At 70.1% G+C, this 21,755-nt stretch carries 17 protein-coding genes; 1 reads left to right on the forward strand and 16 read right to left on the reverse strand.

Annotation, left to right across the window (positions count from 1 at the left end; all coding sequences use genetic code 11):
- Positions 1 to 8 precede the first annotated feature (8 nt).
- The 6 genes from H7344_RS06125 to H7344_RS06150 all read right to left on the reverse strand — a co-directional run bounded on the left by H7344_RS06125 (position 9) and on the right by H7344_RS06150 (position 8,205).
- Complete coding sequence (locus tag H7344_RS06125; protein WP_186345148.1) at positions 9 to 1,025, reverse strand: ABC transporter permease; 1,017 nt, start codon at positions 1,023 to 1,025, stop codon at positions 9 to 11.
- Between the two features lie 182 nt (positions 1,026 to 1,207).
- A complete protein-coding gene (locus tag H7344_RS06130; RefSeq protein ID WP_229707078.1) occupies positions 1,208 to 2,941 on the reverse strand; it encodes an ABC transporter substrate-binding protein in 1,734 nt (577 codons plus the stop codon).
- A 124-nt stretch (positions 2,942 to 3,065) separates the two neighbouring features.
- Positions 3,066 to 4,076 (reverse strand): ABC transporter permease, encoded by a 1,011-nt coding sequence (locus H7344_RS06135; RefSeq protein WP_186345150.1) that lies wholly within the window; start codon positions 4,074 to 4,076, stop codon positions 3,066 to 3,068.
- Positions 4,077 to 4,304: 228 nt separating this feature from the next.
- Positions 4,305 to 6,104, reverse strand: a complete 1,800-nt coding sequence (gene aspS, locus H7344_RS06140; RefSeq protein ID WP_186345151.1) for an aspartate--tRNA ligase — start codon at positions 6,102 to 6,104, stop codon at positions 4,305 to 4,307.
- Entirely contained in the window at positions 6,101 to 7,471 is a 1,371-nt protein-coding gene (gene hisS, locus H7344_RS06145) for a histidine--tRNA ligase (protein ID WP_186345152.1), read from the reverse strand. Before hisS ends, aspS begins: the two co-directional genes overlap by 4 nt.
- Positions 7,472 to 7,473: 2 nt before the next feature.
- Positions 7,474 to 8,205, reverse strand: a complete 732-nt coding sequence (locus tag H7344_RS06150) for an MBL fold metallo-hydrolase (RefSeq protein ID WP_186345153.1) — start codon at positions 8,203 to 8,205, stop codon at positions 7,474 to 7,476.
- A 147-nt stretch (positions 8,206 to 8,352) separates the two neighbouring features.
- On the opposite strand from H7344_RS06150, the gene H7344_RS06155 reads away from it, so the two are divergent.
- Positions 8,353 to 9,582, forward strand: a complete 1,230-nt coding sequence (locus tag H7344_RS06155; RefSeq protein ID WP_186345154.1) for a DUF349 domain-containing protein — start codon at positions 8,353 to 8,355, stop codon at positions 9,580 to 9,582.
- A 1,970-nt stretch (positions 9,583 to 11,552) separates the two neighbouring features.
- Here H7344_RS06155 and H7344_RS06165 read toward each other — a convergent pair.
- From H7344_RS06165 to pdxT, 10 genes are all read right to left on the reverse strand, one after another.
- Complete coding sequence (locus tag H7344_RS06165) at positions 11,553 to 13,787, reverse strand: RelA/SpoT family protein (RefSeq protein ID WP_186345449.1); 2,235 nt, start codon at positions 13,785 to 13,787, stop codon at positions 11,553 to 11,555.
- Between the two features lie 143 nt (positions 13,788 to 13,930).
- On the reverse strand, positions 13,931 to 14,470 hold the full coding sequence (locus tag H7344_RS06170; protein WP_186345450.1) for an adenine phosphoribosyltransferase: 540 nt from the start codon (positions 14,468 to 14,470) through the stop codon (positions 13,931 to 13,933).
- Positions 14,471 to 14,504: 34 nt separating this feature from the next.
- The gene (gene secF, locus H7344_RS06175; protein ID WP_186345156.1) at positions 14,505 to 15,761 is read right to left on the reverse strand and encodes a protein translocase subunit SecF; all 1,257 of its coding nucleotides are present in this window, start codon (positions 15,759 to 15,761) and stop codon (positions 14,505 to 14,507) included.
- Entirely contained in the window at positions 15,761 to 17,581 is a 1,821-nt protein-coding gene (gene secD, locus H7344_RS06180; protein WP_186345157.1) for a protein translocase subunit SecD, read from the reverse strand. The genes secF and secD overlap by 1 nt, the downstream gene beginning before the upstream one ends.
- A gap of 1 nt (position 17,582) precedes the next feature.
- Positions 17,583 to 17,873: a preprotein translocase subunit YajC gene (gene yajC / locus H7344_RS06185; RefSeq protein WP_166188966.1), complete on the reverse strand. Its 291-nt coding sequence runs from the start codon at positions 17,871 to 17,873 to the stop codon at positions 17,583 to 17,585.
- Between the two features lie 119 nt (positions 17,874 to 17,992).
- The gene (gene ruvB, locus H7344_RS06190; protein ID WP_229707077.1) at positions 17,993 to 19,078 is read right to left on the reverse strand and encodes a Holliday junction branch migration DNA helicase RuvB; all 1,086 of its coding nucleotides are present in this window, start codon (positions 19,076 to 19,078) and stop codon (positions 17,993 to 17,995) included.
- A gap of 5 nt (positions 19,079 to 19,083) precedes the next feature.
- Positions 19,084 to 19,680 carry a Holliday junction branch migration protein RuvA gene (ruvA, locus tag H7344_RS06195; RefSeq protein WP_166188967.1) on the reverse strand — a complete coding sequence of 199 codons (597 nt, stop codon included), beginning with the start codon at positions 19,678 to 19,680 and terminating at the stop codon, positions 19,084 to 19,086.
- Positions 19,677 to 20,204, reverse strand: coding sequence for a crossover junction endodeoxyribonuclease RuvC (ruvC, locus tag H7344_RS06200; RefSeq protein WP_186345158.1), 528 nt, complete (start codon positions 20,202 to 20,204; stop codon positions 19,677 to 19,679). Before ruvC ends, ruvA begins: the two co-directional genes overlap by 4 nt.
- A 91-nt stretch (positions 20,205 to 20,295) precedes the next feature.
- Positions 20,296 to 21,072: a YebC/PmpR family DNA-binding transcriptional regulator gene (locus H7344_RS06205; RefSeq protein ID WP_186345159.1), complete on the reverse strand. Its 777-nt coding sequence runs from the start codon at positions 21,070 to 21,072 to the stop codon at positions 20,296 to 20,298.
- A 91-nt stretch (positions 21,073 to 21,163) separates the two neighbouring features.
- On the reverse strand, positions 21,164 to 21,751 hold the full coding sequence (gene pdxT, locus H7344_RS06210) for a pyridoxal 5'-phosphate synthase glutaminase subunit PdxT (RefSeq protein ID WP_186345160.1): 588 nt from the start codon (positions 21,749 to 21,751) through the stop codon (positions 21,164 to 21,166).
- Positions 21,752 to 21,755: the final 4 nt, after the last annotated feature.

The raw sequence follows: 21,755 nt of genomic DNA on the forward strand, positions 1-21,755 counted from the left end.
GTCTCTTCCTACCCGAGCCGGACTCGGGGATCGATGAAGGCGTAGGAGATGTCCACGATGATGTTCATGAGGATGACGAACGCCCCGGCCAGCACCACCACGCCGATGACGGTCGGGAGGTCCCAGGCGTCGCTGGCCTGCACGGTCAGCAGACCGAGACCCGGGTAGGCGAAGACCGACTCGGTGATGATCGCCCCGCCGAGCAGCGTCGCGAAGTCGAGACCGGTCATCGTCACCAGCGGGGTCAGCGCCGCGCGCAGGCCGTGCTTGAACAGCACGCTCCGCTGCTTGAGGCCCTTGGACTTCGCCGTGCGGATGTAGTCCTCGGTCATCGACTCCAGCATGAAGGCGCGGGTCATCCGCACGTAGCCGGCCATGAAGACGAGTGCGAGGGTGAACGCCGGGATGAGGAGGTTGCCCAGCCAGGAGGCCACGCCGCCGTCCTCGAGCGAGATGTACGTCGGGTACGGCCACAGCTCCCACTTCACCGACAAGTACTTCAGGAAGAAGACCGCGATGAAGAAGGTGGGGAAGGCATAAGCCACCAGGGTGAGGCCGACGATGCCGCGGTCGATGAAGGAGCCCTTGAAGACCGCCGCCAGGATGCCGAACAGCACGCCGCCGACCAGCCACATCACCAGCGCCACGAGCGCCAGCGAGATCGAGACCGGGGCCGCGTCCACGACCAGGTCGTTGACCGTCGCGGAGTTCAGGTGGGAGTAGCCCAGGCACGGCGCGGCGCAGTGCGTGACCACCTCGGGTGCCGCTGCGCGCAGCTCCTCGTCGGCGGGGAAGTCACGGCCGGCGACGACGCCCTTCATGAACAGCCCCCACTGCTCGTAGACCGGCTTGTCGTAGCCGAGCGCCGCACGCGCCTGGTCGCGCTGCTCCTCGCTGCAGTTCTTGCCGCAGGCGTAGCGCGCCGGGTCGACAGGGGCGGCGAAGAAGAGGACGAAGGTCACCAGGGTGAGCGCTAGGAGCAGCGCGACACCGATGAACAACCGGCGGACGATGTATGCCCACATCGGTCGGGTCTCACCTCAATCGAGGTCGTCGGGGAGCACCCCGGTGGGGGTGCATGTCTACGTGGCTCGACGCAGGGTGTGTCGAGCCGTGGTCCTGGGCCCAGGACCGGGTGAGGTGCCGGGTGTGCGGTCCTCGCACACCCGGCACCTCAGGTGTTCAGCCGTGCTGGGTCAGGCAGTGGTCACTGCTGGACCCCGATGAGGCCGATCTCCGGGTAGGACGACGAAGCGGCGGTCGTCGTGAAGCCGGTGACCTCCGAGCCGTACAGCCAGTTGAACTTGCTGACGTCCAGCGGGATGTAGGCGACGTCCTCGCCCAGCTTCGCGTCCGCCTCGACCAGGCTCTCGACCTGGGCGTCGACGTCGGAGGCGTTCGCGGCCTCGTCGACCAGCGCCTCGAACTCGTCGCTCTGGTAGCAGCCGTAGTTCTGGCCACACGTGGTGGGCGAGAAGTTCGGGCGGCTGTCGAACAGCGGCGGGATCACGGTCATCGCGGAGGGCCAGTCGGCACCCCAACCACCCCAGGTGATGTCGAACTCGTCGTCGGGACGCGAGATGACGTCGTAGTAGGTGTCACCCTGCGGCTCGAGCGTGACGTCGAAGCCGGCAGCCTTCCAGCCCTCCTGCACGACCGCCATCGCCTTGTCGGCGGTCGGCGACGTCGGGTAGGCGAGGCTGATCTCGACCGGCATGTCGACGCCGGACTCCTCCAGCAGCGCGCGGGCGGCGTCGGGGTCGCCGTCGTTGTTGTTGTCCTCGGCGAACGCCGGGTTCTCGGTCGAGCCGGAGACGCCCGGGTTGACGATCGTCTCGGCCGGAGCGGCGGCGACCTCGCCACCGAGAGCCTTGACGTAGCCGTTGAGGTTCAGCGACATCGCCAGCGCACGACGGACGTTGACGTCCTGCATGACCTCGTTGTTGAAGTTCGGCGACAGGTACTGGTTGTACGGCGAGAGGACGTTGACGTAGCGGTCCTCGACCGGGCCGGTGATCTGCGGGAACTGGGTCGGCGCGACGCGGGCGGTCGTGATGGCGTTCTTCACGTCCGCGGCGTCCTGGATGAGCCGGTCGTTGAAGAGCTCACCGGCGGTGTCGGACGGGTCGATCTGGTAGTCGATCTGCTCCGGCAGCGCGAGGCGCAGGGCCTCCGGGTCGTCGGTGGCCGGGTCGTAGTTCTCGTTGCGGACCAGCGTGGCGCCCTGGTTCTTGCTCCACTCGCCGCCCTCGACCTTGTAGGGACCGTTGGAGAGGACCTTCCACTGGCTCTTGGCGCCCTCGTCGAACTCCTCCTTGTACGGGTCGGTCATCATCATGCCCGCAACAGCCTGGGGGAAGTCCGCCCACGGCTTGTTGAAGCGGAAGGTGATGGTCTTCCCGTCGCAGCTCACGGCCTCCTCGTAGGCGGCCTGCTGCTCCGGGGTCGCCTTGTACGGACCCGGGTAGTCCTCGACGTCGATGTAGCTCAGCGTGTAGTTCGGGCCACCGGTGATGAGGTCGTTGGCGAACACGCGCGAGGTGCCGTACTGCACGTCCTCGCAGGTGATGTCGCTGCCGTCCTCCCACTTGACGCCGTCCTTGAGGGTGAACGACCAGACCTTGCCGCCCTCGGAGGAGGTGCCGGTGTCGGTCGCCAGGTCGGGCACGGGGGTCGTCGCGACCTCGCCATCCTCCGACATGGGGAACGCGAGCAGGCCGCGGTAGATCAGGCGGCGGTACCAGGCGAGCTGGACGCCGTAGTAGATGCGCTGCGGGTCAGCGGCCTCGTACGGGAAGTGCTGCAGCACCTTGAGGGTGCCGCCCTTCTCCCCGGCGACGGCGGCGTTGCCCGAGCCGTTGTTCCCGGACTCGTCGTCGCTGCCACCCCCGCAGGCGGCCAGGAGCGTCAGCCCCAGGACCGAGGCGGCGGTCGATGCCACCGTCCTCCTCAGCTTCATTCCCATTCACTTCCTCCTTTAGTGCGCCGCGCAGGAGCGGCGGGAGCTTCGACGACGACGTGCCGCCGAAAACCTCGGAAACTTCGGTGTGGTGCCCCGGGACGGGTCACCGGTGGCCCTTCGGGTCGAGCGCGTCGCGCAGGCCATCGCCGAGCAGATTGAAGCTCACGACGATCGCGGCGATGAGGATCGCCGGTACGAAGAAGTAGACCGGGTCGTTCTCGGCGAACTTCAGCGAGTCGGACAGCACGTTGCCGAGGGTGGGGGTGGGCGGCCGGATGCTCACGTTGAGGAACGCGAGCGCCGCCTCGGCGGAGACGAAGGCCGGCATGATCAGCGTGAACGTGACCAGGATCGGGGCCCACAGGTTCGGCAGGATCTCGCGGAAGTACAGCCGGAACTTCGAGGCACCCATCATCTGCGAGGCGGCGACGAACTCGCGCTCACGCAGGGAGAGGACCTGTCCCCGCACGATGCGCGCCACGCCGGTCCAGCCGAAGAGACCGAGCACGACCACGACGTACAGCGACTGCGCCGGCGGGCCGGCCGGGACGCCCAGCACCTCGGTGATGAACGCGATGGCCACCGTGGAGAGGGCCAGGAGCATCAGCGTCTGCGGGAAGGCCAGGGTCAGGTCGATCGCGCGACCGATGATCGCGTCGACCCAGCCGCCGGAGGCGCCCGAGACGATGCCCAAGGTCACGCCGATGAGGACCGCGATGACCGTGGCGGTCAGGGAGATCGCCAGCGAGAAGCTGATGCCGTACCAGACTCGGGACAGGACGTCGCGGCCGATGCCCGGCTCCACGCCGAGCCAGTGGTCGCCGGAGATGCCGCCCCACGCGCCGATGGGCAGCTGGAACTCGTTGAGCAGGTCCTGGTTGGAACCGTACGGGTCCAGGAAGCCGACCTTGACCAGGAGCGGCGCCGAGATGGCGGCGAGGACGTAGAGGACCACGATGACGAGGGCGACCATCGAGAGCTTGTCCTGGAGGAAGCGGGCCCGTGCCAGCTGCCCCGGGGACTTGCTGACGATGGGGCCGGAGTCGCCGTCGTCGTGTTCCTCGTCCACGAAGTGGCTCTCGAGCGCGCTCTCCGGGCTGAGCGGTGCAGTCATGTCCTGCCTTGTGCGTTCGTTGGGTGGTCGATCGGCTGGTTCGTGCCGGACGGGGGTACTGGACCCCGCGCCGGCCGGGGGATCGCCCCGGCGCCGGAGCGACTCTAAGCGACCGTCCAGTAGGAATCGGTCACCGGCGTATAACGATCTGGCCAACCAGTCCGCTCGGTGCGTCACAGCCCCCGGGGACGGTCCGTCCCCGGGTCGTTCAGGCCGGCTCAGGCCAGCTCAGGCCTGCTCGGGCCCGCTCGCGTCGTCCTTCGCCGGCACGGCGTCGACGCCGGCCTCCTTGCGCTGCGCCGGCGTGATGGGCGCAGGAGCCGCCGTCAGCGGGTCGAACCCGCCGCCGGACTTGGGGAAGGCGATCACGTCGCGGATGGAGTCCGCGCCGGCGAGGATCGCGCAGATCCGGTCCATGCCGACGGCGATGCCGCCGTGCGGCGGCGCGCCGTACTTGAAGGCGTCGAGCAGGAAGCCGAACTTCTCCTGGGCCTCCTCCTCGCCGATGCCCATGACCGAGAAGACGCGCTTCTGCACGTCCTCGCGGTGGATACGGATCGACCCGCCACCGAGCTCGCTGCCGTTGCAGACGATGTCGTAGGCGTAGGCGAGCGCCTCGCCGGGGCTCTCCTCGAGGGTGTCGAGGAACTCCGGCTTGGGGCTGGTGAAGGCGTGGTGGACCGCGGTCCACGCTCCCCCGCCGACCGCGACGTCACCGCTGGCGACGGCCTCGCTGGCCGGCTCGAAGAGCGGTGCGTCCACGACCCAGGTGAAGGCGAACGCCGACTCGTCGATGAGGCCGCAGCGGCGACCGATCTCGAGGCGGGCGGCGCCGAGCAGGGCGCGGCTGGACTTGGTGGCGCCGGCGCCGAAGAAGATGCAGTCGCCGGGCTCGGCCCCGACGTGGGCGGCCAGGCCGGCCTTCTCCTCGTCGGTGATGTTCTTGGCGACCGGGCCGCCGAGGGTGCCGTCCTCCTGGACCAGGACGTAGGCCAGGCCCTTCGCGCCGCGCTGCTTGGCCCACTCCTGCCACGCGTCCAGCTGCTTGCGCGGCTGGCTCGCGCCGCCGGGCATGACCACGGCGCCGACGTACTCCGCCTGGAAGACGCGGAACGGCGTGTCCCGGAAGTAGTCCGTGCACTCGACCAGCTCGTTGCCCATGCGCAGGTCCGGCTTGTCCGAGCCGTACTTGGCCATCGCCTCGGCGTAGGTCATCCGCGGGATCGGGCGCGGGATCTCGACGTCGATGAGCTTCCACATCTCCGCGAGGACGTCCTCCATCAGCGCGATGACATCCTCCTGCTCGACGAAGGACATCTCGATGTCGAGCTGGGTGAACTCCGGCTGCCGGTCGGCGCGGAAGTCCTCGTCGCGGTAGCAGCGGGCGATCTGGTAGTAGCGCTCCATGCCGCCGACCATCAGCAGCTGCTTGAACAGCTGCGGGCTCTGGGGCAGGGCGTACCAGCTGCCCGGGTGCAGGCGCGCGGGGACGAGGAAGTCACGGGCTCCCTCGGGCGTGCTGCGGGTCAGCGTCGGGGTCTCGACCTCGACGAAGTCGTGGCGGTCGAGCACGTCGCGCGCGGCCTTGTTGACCTTGCTGCGCAGGCGGATCGCGGCGGCAGGGCCGGAGCGGCGCAGGTCGAGGTAGCGATACTTGAGACGGACCTCCTCGCCGACCTCCCCACTCGACGACTGAGCGTCGCTGATCGGGAACGGCAGCGGCGCGGCGGTGCTGAGCACCTCGACCTCGGTGGCGACGACCTCGATCGCACCGGTGGCGAGGTTGGGGTTCTCGTTGCCCTCCCTGCGCGCGGTCACCTCGCCGGTGACCTTGAGGCAGAACTCCGCACGCAGCTGGTGGGCGACCTCCTCGTCGCGGATGACGACCTGGACGACGCCGCTGGCCTCGCGCAGGTCGATGAAGGCCACGCCACCGTGATCGCGACGGTTGGCCACCCACCCGGCGAGGGTGACGGTCTGGCCGACGTGCTCGGCGCGGAGGGCGCCGGCGTCATGGGTGCGGATCACTGCTGCTCCTGATCTGTGCTCGACACGACCTTCGGTCGGAGGTCGTCGGTGGGGGGCGTCCAGGTGGCCGGGTCCGCGGCCACCTGCTCCCCGGTGCGGATGTCCTTGACCTGGTGCTCACCCGGCGCGTCGCCGGTGAACCAGACGTACGGGATGCCCCGGCGCTCGGCGTACCGGATCTGCTTGCCGAACTTCTGCGCGGTCGCGGCGACCTCGCAGGGCACGCCGTTCGCGCGCAGCGCGGTCGCGATCGCGTCCGACTCCCCGCGGGTCTCCTCGCTGGTCAGCGCCACGAGCACGACCGAGGGGACCTTGCGGTCGGCGAAAAGCGCGCCGCGGTTGAGCAGCGGGACCAGCACGCGGCTCACGCCGAGGCTGATGCCGACGCCGGGGTACGTCGTGCGCCCGTCGCTGGCGAGCGCGTCGTAGCGGCCGCCGGAGCAGATGGAGCCCAGCGACTCGCTGCCCTCCAGCCGGGTCTCGAAGACGGTGCCGGTGTAGTAGTCCAGCCCGCGCGCGATCGACAGGTCGGCCTCGATGGAGACCTTGTCGCCGGTCAGCCCGGCGCAGCCGCGGACGAGCGCGGCGAGCTCGGTCAGGCCCTCCTCGAGCAGCGGGTCCTCGACGCCGAGGGCGCGCACCCGCTCGACGAAGGAGTCGTCCGCGCTGCGGATCGTGGCCAGCTCCAGGCAGCGGTCGGCCTGCTCGGCGGTGAGGCCGGCCTCGTCGACGAGCATCCCCCTGACCGTCTCGGCCGGGAGCTTGTCGAGCTTGTCGACCAGCCGCATGACCTCGGCCGGGTCCGGGGCGCCGATGCCGGTGTAGAAGCCCTGGATCAGCTTGCGGTTGTTGACCTGGAGCCGGAACGGCGGCAGGCCCAGCACATCGGGGTCGGCGAGCCGGGACAGCGCCTCGACCATGACGCGGGTGACCTCGACGTCGTGGTGGAACGGCAGCTCGTCCTTGCCGACGATGTCGATGTCGGCCTGGGTGAACTCGCGGTAGCGGCCGTCCTGGGGCCGCTCGCCGCGCCAGGCCTTCTGCACCTGGTAGCGGCGGAAGGGGAACTCCAGCTTGCCGGCGTTCTCCAGCACGAAGCGCGCGAACGGCACCGTGAGGTCGAAGTGCAGGCCCAGCCCGGCGTCGGTGCCGGCGTCGGTCTCCTGCAGCCGGCGCAGGACGTAGACCTCCTTGGAGGTGTCGCCCTTGCGCAGCAGCTGGTCCATCGGCTCGACCGCGCGGGTCTCGATGCCGGCGAAGCCGTGCAGCTCGAAGACCTCGCGCAGGGTGTCGACGACCTGCTGCTCGACGAAGCGCTGCTCGGGGAGCAGCTCGGGGAACCCGCTGAGCGGGGTCGGCTTGGCCATGGTCACAGCCCCCGGGTCACGGGGTCGGTGCCGCCGGCCGGGCCGCCGTCGAGGTCGGTGTCCTGCAGGTCGAGGAGGAACGGGTTGATCGCCCGCTCGCGGCCGATCGAGGTCTGCTCGCCGTGGCCGGGCAGGACGACCACGTCGTCGCGCAGCGTCAGCACCTTCTCCTTCAGGCTGCGCAGGATCGTCGGGTGGTCGCCACCCGGCAGGTCGGTGCGGCCGATGGAGCCGGCGAAGAGCAGGTCGCCGGAGAACATGACCTCGCTGACCCCTTCCTGCTCGTACGGCGAGCGGAACGTCACCGAGCCCTCGGTGTGGCCCGGGGTGTGGTCGACGACGAAGCGCAGCCCGGCCAGCTCGAGTTCCTGGCGGTCCGACAGCTCACGGACGTCGTCGGGCTCGGCCCACTCGTAGGAGCCGCCCAGCATCATCTGCGTGGTCTCGCGGGACATGCCGGCCATGGGATCGGACAGCAGGTGCCGGTCGTCGGGGTGGATCCAGGCGGTGGCGTCGTACGTCCCGGCGACGGGGGCCACGCACCACATGTGGTCGACGTGCCCGTGGGTGACGAGGACGGCGACCGGCTTGAGCCGGTGCTCCCGGACGACCTGCGCCACGCCGTCGGCGGCGTCCTTGCCCGGGTCGATCACGACGCACTCGGAGCCGGGCCCGGTGGCGGCGACATAGCAGTTCGTCCCCCAGGGCCCAGCGGGGAATCCGGCGATCAGCACCGGGTCAGGCTACCCGTGGGTCGGCCGGTCGGTCGCACCGGGATTCGGCCCGGCAGCCGCACGCGGCCCACGCCGAGCGCCGTACCTGACTAGGATCGTTGCCTGCGGAAGCGAGCCGCCCGCGACCACCGATGCGAGGGACCAGCAGTGACGAGCCATGAGTGGGGCCGAGTCGACGACGACGGCACCGTCTACGTCCGGACCGCAGACGGGGAGCGCCCCGTCGGTCAGTACCCCGAGGGCACCCCGGAGGAGGCGCTGGCCTTCTTCACCGAGCGGTACGCCGCGTTGTCCTTCGAGGTCGAGCTGCTCGAGCAACGGGTGCGCTCCGGCGTGCTCTCCCCCGAGGAGGCGGCCGAGTCGGTGAAGACCGTCCGCGCCCAGTTGACCGAGGCCCGCGCCGTCGGCGACCTCGCCGCGCTCGGCGCCCGCCTCGACGCGCTCGGGCCGGTCATCGCCACCCAGCGCGAGGCCCGCAAGGCCGAGAAGGCCGCGCGGTCGGCCGAGGCGAAGGCCGCCAAGGAGAAGCTCGTCGGCGAGGCGGAGAAGCTGGCCCAGGGCTCGGACTGGCGGCACGGCGCCAACCGGCTGCGCGAGCTGCTCGACGAGTGGAAGGCGCTCCCCCGGATCGACCGCGCCTCCGACGACTCGCTGTGGCGGCGGTTCTCGTCCGCACGCACGGCGTACACCCGGCGCCGCAAGGCGCACTTCGCCGAGCAGAACGAGAAGCGCGACGCCGCGCGGGCGGTCAAGGAGCGGCTCGTCGTCGAGGCCGAGAAGCTCGCCGACTCCACCGAGTGGGGTCCGACCGCCGGACGCTACCGCGACCTGATGCGGGACTGGAAGGCCGCCGGCCCCGCACCGAAGGAGGTCGACGACGCGCTCTGGAAGCGGTTCCGGGCCGCGCAGGACACGTTCTTCGGCAACCGCGACGCCGCGGCGGCGGAGCAGGACCAGGAGTTCGCGGCCAACGCCGGGGTCAAGGAGCAGCTGCTCGTCGAGGCCGAGGCCCTGCTGCCCGTCGGTGACGTGGAGAACGCCAAGCGCGCCTTCCGCGACATCGCCGACCGCTGGGACGCCGCCGGCAAGGTCCCCCGCGACCGGATGAAGGAGCTCGAGGGCCGCATCCGCAAGGTCGAGCAGGCCATCCGCGCCGTCGAGGACGAGCAGTGGAAGCGCTCGGACCCTGAGAAGTCGGCCCGCGCCGGCGACATGGTCCTCAAGCTCGAGGCCGCCATCGCCCAGGTCCAGGCGGAGCTCGACCGGGCCCGCGCCGCGGGCAACGAGAAGAAGGTGCGCGACCTGGAGGAGAACCTCGCCTCCCGCCAGCAGTTCCTCGACATGGCCCGGAAGGCCTCCGCGGACTTCTCCGGCTGACTCACCGCTCGGAGCGAAGTTGCTTACAAGTCTGGCCCGCTATATGTCTATCCGGGCGGCGGTGTGACCCTTCAGGAACGGGTGTCGACGCAGCGAGGACCTCCGGCTGTGGTGGGCGTTCTCTAGATCGCCTACCCTCCGGAGGTCTTCGTTTCTCACGGAAGTGCCAAGGCTGAACGTGCGTGGGTGGCAACTCTCCCGTCAAGCGATCCTGTGAGCAGGGTTGGGCGCTTGCCCAAGCCGGGAACACGCAGGACGTCTCCGCCAGTGCGCACACCATTCGATCAAGCGATTTCCTGAGCAGAGCGAGGTCGGTCTGCACGGCCGCTCCTCCCGACCCCACCAATGCCCGCGTGGCGACCCCTGAACGTATCGCGGCGAAACGCCTACAGGAAAACCGCGGCCAGGACTGGCTCGGCCGCGAGTTCGGGCATCCCGACACGCGCCGTGTCACGGGCTCTGCGCCAAATGGGTGCTTTACCTACGCGAGTGCGACCACGACCGACGAGGTGCCGATCACCCAAAACCACCGCGGTGCGCTACGAACGCGACGCGCCTGGTGAGTTGGTCCGCGTCAATGTGAAGAAGCCCGGCAAGATCCCCGAGGCTGGCAGGTGGAAAGTCCACGGTCGACCGACGACATTCACCCGCGTACAAAAGCCGGGCCAGGATCAGCCACCACTAGGTGCACTCAGTGGTCGACGACCCTCCCGGCCGACTCTCCCGAGCCACTCGCCCGAATTCCGACAACGTGATGGCCGACACGCTCAATGCCGGCAACGTCCGGACGGCGGTGCGGTGGCCCGTGGAGCTGCACTTTCTCGGCCTCCCCAATACGCCACCGCTCGACGACGCGATACGCATGCGGCCGGCTTTCGCGCGTAGGTACACGGAGTTGCTGATCGAGCCATCGGCAGCCGCGATACCAACAGACGAACACGCACTGCACCCTCGAAGAGCACGAGGCGCCGGCCAGTAACATCTGGACGGCGCCTCGCGCTTGCGGCGTAGCACAGGCAGTCGCGACGCCCTGCGCTTTCTGCAACTACGAACCGCGATCGCCGGGGTTATCACCTCGCGTCGTCATCGAGTCAGCGTCGAAACGGACGAGGTATGGATTGTGAAGGCCGTGCTCCGGCTGGGCCGAGGGCCTTTGACGCGTCTATCTTCGCCGACTGATGACTAACTCAGCGGTAATAGGAAATTGGACCCCAAGTGCCAGAGACCATGCAAGTCACGGCATTCGGGTCCCAGCCGACGCACCACTCGTCGATTCCTTGGTACTTCTGCTGGCCAGCCTTGTCGCCTGAAATGGTGATCGACTTCGTACAACTTGTGAGGTTGCCTGCCAGACTGCGACATGCGCCGGAATTGGTCGTAACGCCTGGCGGTCCCTGCAAGGTCATGCCATGGTAGATGTAACTCACGCCGTGCGGACACTTGATGGTCCACGTGTACTTCACGGTCGAAGTAGTGGGCTTACTCGACGAAACTGAACGCGAACAAGTGCCACCGCCCGCGTCGGGAATCGACGCTACCGCGGCAGGTGCCCATAGCATCGATGCAACCACCGCTAGCGCAGACGCAATCACGCTGGAAACTGATAGTCGACTCAAGACCGCACTCCTCTGTTTAGCGGGAGCATTCATTCGACGAACGTCATGGCTATCGAAGGAGTCGCCTGTTGGTATGCCCCGAGTTGATGGTTAGCGCATCTAACCATGGCCGTGGTTCGGGAACAAGACCTCTCAGAGATTCCGCTACGAACATTCATGCTGGGTTTCCGCGCCGTCGAAAGGGCCGTGTTTCAGTCCCGAGGTGTAGCTTGAGCCGCGACGAGATATCACCCGCGCAGCGGTGCTTCGCGGGGAGTCTGGAAGTCACCCGCAGACCGGTCCCGGGGCCAAGCGGGCGGGTCCCGAGCGATGCGACCCGGTTCCTGCCCCGCGGTGGGTCTGCTTCCCGCAGGATTACGAGGTGACGCGGTAGGCGTCGAAGACGCCGGGGACGCCGCGGACGGTCTTGAGCACCTGGTCGAGGTGCTTGGCCTCGGCCATCTCGAAGGTGAAGCGGCTCTTGGCGACCCGGTCGCGGGTGGTCGAGAGGTTCGCGCTGAGGATGTTCACGTGGGCGTCGGAGAGCGCCATGGTGATGTCGGAGAGCAGCCGGGCCCGGTCGAGGGCCTCGACCTGGATGTTGACCAGGAACGACGAGGATCCCGTCGGCGCCCACTCGACGTCGAGCAGCTTCTCCGGCTGGGACTTCAGCGAGGCGGCGTTCGTGCAGTCCTGGCGGTGGACCGAGACCCCCCCGCCCTTGGTGACGAACCCGAGGATGTCGTCAGGCGGCACCGGGGTGCAGCACTTGGCGAGCTTGACCCACACGTCCGGCGCGCCCTTGACGATGACGCCGGCGTCACCGCCGGCGGGTGCGACCTTCGAGCGGCCGCGGCGGCCGGTGATGGTGACGGCCTCGGCCAGGTCCTCCTGCGCGGCCTCGCTGCCGCCGTGCTCCTCGATGACGCGCCGGACGACCGACTGGGCCGACAGGTTGCCCTCGCCCACGGCGGCGTAGAGCGCGGAGACGTCCGCGATGTTGAAGTGCCGGGCAGCCAGCGTGAGCGACTCGTGCGACATGAGCCGCTTGAGGGGCAGGCCCTCCTTGCGCATGAGCTTGGCGATCTGCTCCTTGCCCTGCTCGATCGCCTCCTCGCGGCGCTCCTTGGAGAACCACTGGCGGATCTTGGAACGGGCGCGCGGGGACCGCACGAAGGTCAGCCAGTCGCGCGAGGGTCCGGCGTTCTCGGACTTGGAGGTGAAGACCTCGACCACGTCGCCGTTCTCGAGCGTCGACTCGAGCGGCACGAGGCGCCCGTTGACGCGCGCGCCGATCGTGTGGTGCCCGACCTCGGTGTGCACGGCGTACGCGAAGTCGACCGGGGTCGAGCCGGCCGGGAGGGCGATGACGTCGCCGCGCGGGGTGAAGACGTAGGTCTCCGCGCGGTTGATCTCGAACCGCAGGGACTCCAGGAACTCCCCCGGGTCCTCCACCTCGCTCTGCCAGTCCAGCAGCTGCCGGACCCAGGTCATGTCGTCGCCGTCGGCGAGCCGGTCGGTGTCGAGGCCGGCGCGGCCGTCCTCCTTGTACTTCCAGTGCGCGGCGACGCCGTACTCCGCGCGGCGGTGCATCGCGAAGGTGCGGATCTGCACCTCGACCGGCTTGCCCGCCGGACCGATGACCGTCGTGTGGAGCGACTGGTACATGTTGAACTTCGGCATCGCGACGTAGTCCTTGAACCGGCCGAGGACCGGGTTCCAGCGTGAGTGCAGCACGCCGAGGACGGAGTAGCAGTCGCGGTCGTCCTCTACCAGGATCCGGATGCCGACCAGGTCGTAGATGTCGGTGAACTCGCGGCCGCCGACGATCATCTTCTGGTAGATCGAGTAGTAGTGCTTCGGCCGCCCGGTGACGGTGGCCTTGACCTTCGCCTCGCGCAGGTCGTTCTCGACCTGGCTGATGACCTCGGCGAGGAACTGGTCCCGCGACGGCGCCCGCTCGGCGACCATGCGGACGATCTCGTCGTAGATCTTGGGGTGCAGGGTCGCGAAGGCGAGGTCCTCCAGCTCCCACTTCAGTGTGTTCATGCCGAGGCGGTGGGCCAGCGGCGCGTAGATGTCGAGGGTCTCGCGGGCCTTGCGCTCCTGGGTCTCCTGCTTGACGTAGCGCAGGGTCCGCATGTTGTGGAGCCGGTCGGCGAGCTTGATGACCAGCACCCGGATGTCGCGCGACATCGCGACGATCATCTTGCGGATGGTCTCGGCCTCGGCGGTGTCGCCGTAGACGACCTTGTCGAGCTTGGTCACGCCGTCGACGAGCTGGGCGACCTCGTCGCCGAAGTCCTTGCGCAGCTGGTCGAGGGTGTACGGCGTGTCCTCGACCGTGTCGTGGAGCAGCGAAGCCACCAGCGTCGGCTCGGTCATGCCGATGCCGGCCAGGATGGTGGTGACCGCGAGCGGGTGGGTGATGTAGGGGTCACCGCTCTTGCGCATCTGCGTGCCGTGCATCTTCTCGGCGACGTCGTAGGCGCGCTCGAGGAGGGCCAGGTCGGCCTTGGGGTGGTTGGCGCGCACCGAGCGGAAGAGCGGCTCGAGGACCGGGTTGGTCGGCTGGCTGCGCGTGCCCATCCGCGCCAGGCGCGCACGCATGCCGCGGGTGCTCGACGGCGGCGAGGTGGTGGACTCCGCCGGTGTCGGACGAGGCGGCCGTGGCCGGGCGGGCGCGCGCCCGCCGGTCTTGGCGGGCGTGCGGTCCTCGGTCACACGATCCAGTCTAGGCCGTCGCGGGACGGTCAGATGACCGCGATGCTGTGGACCGGCAGGTCGCCGATGACGTCCCGGCCGCCGAGGAAGCCGAGCTCCATCAGCACGGCCACGCCGACCGGTGTGGCGCCGCACGCCTCGACGAGCTCGCGGGCCGCACGCACCGTGCCGCCGGTGGCCAGCACGTCGTCGACGAGCAGCACCCGCTCCCCCGCGGACACGGCGTCGTGGTGCAGCTCGAGGGTCGCCTCGCCGTACTCCAGCGCATAGGAGACAGCGTGCGCGCCGCGCGGCAGCTTGCCCGCCTTGCGCACCGGCACGAAGCCGGCTCCCAGGGCGAGCGCGACCGGCGCAGCGATGATGAACCCACGGGCCTCCATGCCGACGACCTTGTCGACGACCGGGTTGCCGTCGGCGTCGCGGCCGGCCTCGGCGATCGCCTCCACCACTGCGGTCAGTCCCTGGTGGTCGGCGAGGAGCGGCGTGATGTCCTTGAAGACGACTCCCGGCTCGGGGAAGTCGGGGACGTCGACCACCAGGCGCTCGAGCGCCTCGCGGGCCGCGACCAGGCGCGACCCGCGTTGCGTGGAGGTCACCGGGGCGCTACTTCTTGCCGCGCTTGGAGCGGGTGACACGCGAGGGCTGCGCCCGGCCGGCGGCACCGCTCGGGCGCACCTCGCCCTTGGCCTCCGGCACGACGCGGCCGCGGCCGCTCGCCTCGGGCTGCCGCTGCGGGGTCGTCGCTACCGGCCGCTGCACCTCCGGGGTGTCGTCGTCGAGCAGCTCCGGGTCCGCCTCGGGGTCCCAGGCCTGGTCGGCCACCGGTGCGTCGGAGGTGACGGCGGGGACCATGGCGTACCGGTCGGCCTGGGCGCGGGCCTTGGCCTTGGCGTGCCGCTCCTGCAGCTTGACGTCGGTCTCGGTGGACTTCAGGTGCACCAGGACGCGCGGGGCGATGACCACCGAGGAGTAGACGCCGGCCGCCATGCCGACGAACTGCGAGAGCGCCAGGTCCTGCAGCGAGCTCGCACCGAGCTGGATCGCGCTGACATAGAGGATCGCGCCGATCGGGATCAGCGCGACGATGCCGGTGTTGATCGAGCGCACAAGGGTCTGGTTGACGGCGAGGTTCGCAGCGTCGGAGTAGGACTGGCCGGGCTGGAGGTACTCGTTGGTGTTCTCCCGGACCTTGTCGAAGACCACGACGGTGTCGTAGAGCGAGAAGCCGAGGATCGCGAGCAGGCCGGTCACCGCCGAGGGGGTCACCGGGAAGCCGGACAGGGCGTAGATGCCGACCGTGATCGCGATGTCGTGGGCCAGCGCCACCATGGCGGCGATCGACATCTTCCACTCGCGGAAGTAGATCCAGATGAAGATCATCGTCAGCGCGAGGAAGACCGCGACGCCGATGGCGGCGCGCTCGGCGACCTGCTGGCCCCAGCTCGCGCCGATCTCGTCCTGGGAAATGTCGTTGAGGGGGTCGTCGATCGCGACGGTGTCGGTGATGGCCGCGACCACCCGGTCGTTCTCCTCCGCGTCGAGGTCCTCGACCTGGATGAGCAGCGACTCGCCGGCGGTGGTGACGACGGGCGACTCGGCACCTTCGACCCCCGCGTCGGCCACGGCCTCACGGAGCGCGTCGGCGTTGTCCTGCGTGGCCGCCGAGGCACCCACGGCGACGCGGTACTGCGTGCCGCCGGTGAACTCGATGCCGAAGTTGAGGCCCTTGACCACGATGACGCCGATGGCGAGACCCACCAGCACCAGCGACATGCCGTACCAGAGGGGCTTGCGGCCGACGAAGTCGATCGATCGACGGCCGTTGTAGAGCTCGTTGCCGAGCCGGGAGAACTTGCCCATCAGGCGTTACCTCCAGCGGGGACCCGGTCCATGCCGAGCGTCTCGGGGCTGAGGCCGGAGAGGCGGCCGCCGCCGTTGAAGAACGTGTACCGCGCGAGGTAGGACACCGCGGGCTTGGTGAACCAGAAGAGCACCGCGAGGTCGATCAGCGTGGACAGGCCGAGCGCGAAGCCGAAGCCCTTCACCGCCCCGGTCGCGAAGATGTACAGCACCGCGGCGGACAGCAGCGAGACGGTGTTCGCCGCGAGGCGAGTCACCTTCGCGCGCTTCCAGCCGGTCTCCACCGCGACCCGCATCGACTTGCCCTCGCGCATCTCGTCACGGATGCGCTCGAAGAACAGGATGAAGGAGTCGGCGGTGACACCGACGGCGATGATCAGACCGGCGATGCCGGGCAGGGTCAGGGTGAAGCCGGCCGTCTCGCTGAGCAGCAGCACCAACGCGTAGGTGATGAGCGCGGCGACCGCCAGCGAGCCGAGGACGACGATGCCGAGGCCGCGGTAGTAGACCAGGCAGTAGAGCATCACCAGGGCCAGGCCGAGGCCGCCGGCCCAGAGACCCGCGGAGAGCTGGTCACCGGCGAGCGAGGGGCCGATCGTCTCGGACGACACGTCGTCCTGGAACGCGATCGGCAGCGCGCCGAACTTCAGGCTGGTCGCGAGGCTCTGCGCGGAGGCCTCGGTGAAGTTGCCCTCGATCTGCGCCTGGCCGTTGGTGATCAGGCCGTTCATCGTCGGGGCGGAGAGCACCTCGCCGTCGAGCACGACCGCGAACTGCCCGCCGTTGTTCACGAGCTTGCGGGAGATGTCGGCGAAGGTCCTGGTGCCGGAGCCGTTGAACTCCAGCGCGACGACCCACTGCACCTGCTGCTGCGGGATCTGCGCCGAGGCGTCGGTGAGCTGCGTGCCCTCGATCGCCGAGGGCGAGAGCAGGTACTTCACGACCGTGCCGTCCTCGAACGTCTCGCAGGAGACGAGCGGCTTGTCCGGGTTGTCCTCCACCGGCGGCATCGTGCCGTCCGCCGGGCAGGTGAACTCGTTGTACGCCCTGATCGCCGCCTCGTTCGGCGCGTCGACCCAGGTCAGCGGGTCGGCGGCGTCCTTGCCGCCGTCCGGGGCAGGGATCACCGTCGGGCTCGGCGACCCGGACGGGGCCTCGGTGCCCTCGTCGGTGCCGTTCCCGTTGCCGTTGTCGGTGCCGTCCTCGGACGGCTCGGCGCTCGGGCTGGCGGTCGCGTCCGCGGTGGCCAGGGCCTTCGTGGCGAAGCCGACCGGCGGGCGGTTGTTGGTGCCCTGCTGGTCGCCCTCGCCGCCGTTGCCACCGTTGTTGCCCTGGCCGTTGCCGCCCTGGTCACCGCCGGCGCCGGGGTCGATCTGCACCGAGGAACCGTCCGGCAGGCCGTTCGCGCCCGGGTCGACCGTGGGGCCCTGGCCGCCGCCGGCGGCGCAGGGACCGGGGTTGACCTCCGAGCACGCCACCAGGCGGAACCGCAGCTGCGCCTGGCGCTTCACGGTCTCGAGGAGGTCTCGTCGGGAGCTGCCCGGGATCTCGACGACGATGATGTTGTCGCCCTCGGTGACCACGTCGGCCTCCGCGACACCGGAACCGTTCACACGGTCGTCGATGATCTGGCGGGCCTGCTCGAGGCTGTCGTCGGCCGGGTCGTCGTCGGTGGCCACGAGCGTGATGCGCGTGCCGCCCTGGAGGTCCAGGCCCAGTGCGGGCTTCCAGGTGCCGGCGAGCACCACGAGCCCGTAGAGCAGCGCCATGCCGAGGAAGAACACCACGAGGGTGCGTCCGGGGCGGGGCTTGCGTGCCATGTCAGATCTCCTCCGGCCCGCCGGCTGCGGCGGGCCCTGGCTGTGCGACGGTGCCGATCGCGCCGCGAGCGACGGTCACGACGACGCCCTCGGCGATCTCGACACGCGCGGTGTCGTCGGTGAGCTCGCGCACCGTGCCGAGGAAGCCCGAGGTCAGGACGACCTCGTCACCCACCCCCAACGACGACTGCATGCGGACGAGTTCCTTCTGGCGCCGGGAAGCCGGCCTGATGATCAGGAGCCAGAAGAGGAGGGCGATGCCGACCAGCGGCAACAGGGAGGCGAGCTCCACGGACGAACCTCTCGAGCGATGACAGGGAGGCCACTCATCCGGGCGAGTCCCGGGGCGGCCGACGGGCAAGCATACCTACGGGCTTCCCCGCCCGGACGAATCCCAGGAGACCCGGCCCGTCACTCCTCGAACAGGGTCGGCTCCCCGGCCGGGTCGCTCGCGGCGGCCGGCGGAGCGCTCAGCCCGAGGTGCTCCCAGGCGGCCGGCGTCGCCACCCGGCCACGCGGCGTACGTGCCAGGAAGCCGTTGCGGACGAGGAACGGCTCGGCGACCTCCTCGACCGTCTCCCGCTCCTCCCCCACGGCGACCGCGAGCGTCGAGACGCCGACCGGTCCACCGCCGAAGCGGCGGCACAGGGCGTCGAGCACGGCGCGGTCGAGCCGGTCCAGGCCGAGCTGGTCGACCTCGTAGAGGTCCAGCGCCGCCTCGGCGACGGTGCGGGTGACGACGCCGTCGGCGCGGACCTGGGCGTAGTCGCGGACCCGGCGCAGCAGCCGGTTGGCGATGCGCGGCGTGCCGCGCGAGCGGGACGCGATCTCCGCGCTGCCCTCGTCGGTCAGCTCCACGCCCAGCAGGCCGGCGGAGCGGTGCACGATGAGGTCCAGCTCGTGCGGCTCGTAGAACTCCAGGTGGGCGGTGAAGCCGAACCGGTCGCGCAGCGGGCCCGGCAGCAGCCCGGCCCGGGTGGTGGCGCCGACCAGCGTGAACGGCGGCAGGTCGAGCGGGATCGCGGTCGCGCCCGGCCCCTTGCCGATGACGACGTCGACCCGGAAGTCCTCCATCGCCATGTAGAGCATCTCCTCGGCCGGCCGGGACATGCGGTGGATCTCGTCGACGAAGAGCACCTCGCCCTCGTTCATCCCCGAGAGGATCGCCGCGAGGTCGCCGGCGTGGGTGATCGCCGGGCCGCTCGTCAGCCGCAGCGGGACGGACATCTCGGCGGCGATGATCATCGCGAGTGTGGTCTTGCCGAGGCCCGGCGGACCGCTGAGCAGCACGTGGTCGGGCGCCCGGCCGCGCCGGCGGGCGGCCTCGAGCACCAGGCCGAGCTGGTCGCGGACGCGCGCCTGGCCGACCACCTCGTCGAGGGTGCGCGGGCGCAGCGCCGCCTCGACGGCGCGCTCGTCGCCGTCGGCCTCGGCGGCCGTGATCGACCGGAGGTGGGTCTCCTCGGCCGCGGCCAGCTCGTCCTCGTGGAAGGGCACGGCGCTCAGGCCTTGCTGAGGGTGCGGAGGGCCGCGCGCAGCAGGGTCGCGACGTCAGGAGCGCCACCGGCTTCGGGCGCCACGGCGTCGATCGCCTTCTCGGCGTCCTTCGCGGACCAGCCGAGCCCGACGAGACCCTGATGCACCTGCTCGCGCCACGGCTCGCTCCCGGCAGGGGCGGGCACGGTGGTGGTTCCGGTCGGCGGGCCGATCCGGTCCTTGAGCTCGAGGATGATCCGTTGCGCACCCTTCTGGCCGATGCCGGGCACGCGGGTCAGCGTCTTGACGTCGTCGCTGCTGATGGCGCGGCGCACGTCGTCGGGGCTCAGCACCGCCACCATCGCCTGGGCGACCTTGGGGCCGACGCCGGAGGCGGTCTGCACGAGCTCGAAGACGCTCTTCTCGTCCTCGTCAGCGAAGCCGTAGAGGGTCATCGAGTCCTCGCGCACCACCATGCTGGTGGCCAGTGTGGCGCTCTGCCCGGTGCGCAGGCCGGCGATGGTGCCCGGCGTGCACATCAGCTCGAGGCCGACGCCGCCGACCTCGAGCACGGCGCTGGTGAGGGAGACCCCGGCGACCTGGCCGCGGACGAAGGCGATCAACGTCTGCTCCTCGTGGTTGCTGCCGCCAGGGCGGCGTCGATGCGGGCCTGCGCTCCCCCGCGCCAGATGTGGGTGATAGCGAGCGCCAGGGCGTCCGCGGCGTCGGCCGGCTTGGGCATCGCGTCCAGGCGCAGGATGCGGGTGACCATCGCGCCGACCTGCGCCTTGTCGGCGCGACCGTTGCCGGAGACCGCCGCCTTGACCTCGCTCGGCGTGTGCAGCGCGACCGGGAGCCCGCGGCGGGCGGCGCAGACCATCGCGATCCCACTCGCCTGCGCGGTGCCCATCACGGTGCTGACGTCGGAGCGGGCGAAGACCCGCTCGATCGCGACCGCGTCGGGCCGGTGCTCGTCGAGCCAGGCGTCGACGCCCCTCTCGATGGTGACCAGCCGCTCGGCCACGGGCCGGTCGGCGCTGGTGCGCAGCACGTTGACGTCGACGAGGGTGAGCGGCCGGCCGACCGAGCCGTCGACCACGCCCATCCCGCAGCGGGTCAGGCCGGGATCGATCCCGAGCACGCGCATGGCCAGCCTTCCGTCGAACGTCTGTTCGGGAGGAACGCTAGCCGCCGGGTGCGACGTACGCCGTCAGGACACGCCCGCGGCGTACCGGCGCTCAGGCGTCCGCGGCCTCGAGCTCGGCCATCACGTCGGCGGGGACGTCGACGTTGCTGAAGACGTCCTGCACGTCGTCGAGGTCCTCGAGGGCGTCGATGAGCTTGAAGACCTTGCCCGCGGCGGTCGCGTCGACCGGGATGTCCATCGTGGCGACGAACTGGACGTCGGCGGAGTCGTAGTCGACGCCGGCGGCCTGGAGCGCGGTGCGGACGGCGACGAGGTCGGTGGCCTCGGAGATGACCTGGAACTGGTCACCGAGGTCGTTGACCTCCTCGGCACCGGCGTCGAGGGTGGCCTCGAGGACGTCGTCCTCGGAGACCTCCTTGCCGCCCTCCTGCGCCTTGGCGACCAGCACGACGCCCTTGCGGTTGAACAGCCGCGAGACCGAGCCGGGGTCGGCCATGGTGCCGCCGTTGCGGGTGACCGCGGTGCGGACCTCCATCGCGGCGCGGTTCTTGTTGTCGGTGAGGCACTCGACCAGCAGGCCGACGCCGGACGCGCCGTACACCTCGTAGGTGATCGTCGTGTAGTCCGCGCCGCCGGTCTCGGCACCGGAGCCGCGCTTGACCGCGCGGTCGATGTTGTCGTTGGGGACCGAGGACTTCTTGGCCTTCTGGATCGCGTCGTAGAGCGTCGGGTTGCCCGAGGGGTCGCCGCCGCCCATGCGGGCCGCGACCTCGACGTTCTTGATCAGCTTGGCGAACATCTTGCCGCGCTTGGCGTCGATGGCGGCCTTCTTGTGCTTCGTGGTCGCCCACTTGGAGTGGCCAGACATGCGTCCCTCTTCCCGCGCCGGTCGTGTGCTGGTGCGGTCCCCCGCACCGACCGTCGATCCTAGCGGCGCCCGGGCCGGTCGGCCGACGAGGTCAGCGCACCGACCTGCGCACCAGGTCGACGAAGAGTCCGTGCACCCGGCCGTCGCCGTCGACCTCCGGGTGGAAGCTCGTGGCGAGCAGGTGGCCCTGGCGCACGGCGACGGGGTGGCCGGCCGCCTCGGCGAGCACCTCGACCCCCGGCCCGAGCTCCTCGACCCACGGCGCGCGGATGAACACGGCGTGCACTGGCTCGTCGATCCCGGTCACCGGCAGGTCGGTCTCGAACGAGTCGACCTGGCGCCCGAACGCGTTGCGCCGCACCGTCACGTCGAGCCCGCCGACCGTCTCCTGGCCGGCCGCGCCGTCGCGCACCCGATCGGCGAGCAGGATCATCCCCGCGCACGTGCCGAAGACGGGCATGCCGTCGGCGATCCGCTTCCGCAGCGGGTCCATGAGGCCGAACGTGCGCAGCAGCTTCGCCATCGTCGTCGACTCACCGCCCGGCAGGACGATCCCGTCGGCCTCGTCGAGCTCGCTCCCGCGGCGGACCGTGATCGCGTCGACACCCAGGTCGGTCAGGGTCCGGACGTGCTCGCGCACGTCGCCCTGCAGGGCGAGCACGCCGATGGTGGGTGGCACGGGT

Origin of the sequence: Nocardioides deserti (genome assembly GCF_014266025.1) — a bacterium.
In the GTDB taxonomy this organism is placed as follows: Bacteria; Actinomycetota; Actinomycetes; order Propionibacteriales; family Nocardioidaceae; genus Nocardioides; species Nocardioides deserti.

Coding starts and splice junctions, on each gene's coding strand:
- H7344_RS06165 (WP_186345449.1), bottom strand. CDS start 13,787: ATGCGTGCGCGCCTGGCGCGGATGGGCACGCGCAGCCAGCCGACCAAC.
- hisS (WP_186345152.1), bottom strand. CDS start 7,471: ATGGCCAAGCCGACCCCGCTCAGCGGGTTCCCCGAGCTGCTCCCCGAG.
- H7344_RS06205 (WP_186345159.1), bottom strand. CDS start 21,072: ATGTCTGGCCACTCCAAGTGGGCGACCACGAAGCACAAGAAGGCCGCC.
- H7344_RS06125 (WP_186345148.1), bottom strand. CDS start 1,025: ATGTGGGCATACATCGTCCGCCGGTTGTTCATCGGTGTCGCGCTGCTC.
- H7344_RS06135 (WP_186345150.1), bottom strand. CDS start 4,076: ATGACTGCACCGCTCAGCCCGGAGAGCGCGCTCGAGAGCCACTTCGTG.
- secF (WP_186345156.1), bottom strand. CDS start 15,761: ATGGGCAAGTTCTCCCGGCTCGGCAACGAGCTCTACAACGGCCGTCGA.
- ruvC (WP_186345158.1), bottom strand. CDS start 20,204: ATGCGCGTGCTCGGGATCGATCCCGGCCTGACCCGCTGCGGGATGGGC.
- secD (WP_186345157.1), bottom strand. CDS start 17,581: ATGGCACGCAAGCCCCGCCCCGGACGCACCCTCGTGGTGTTCTTCCTC.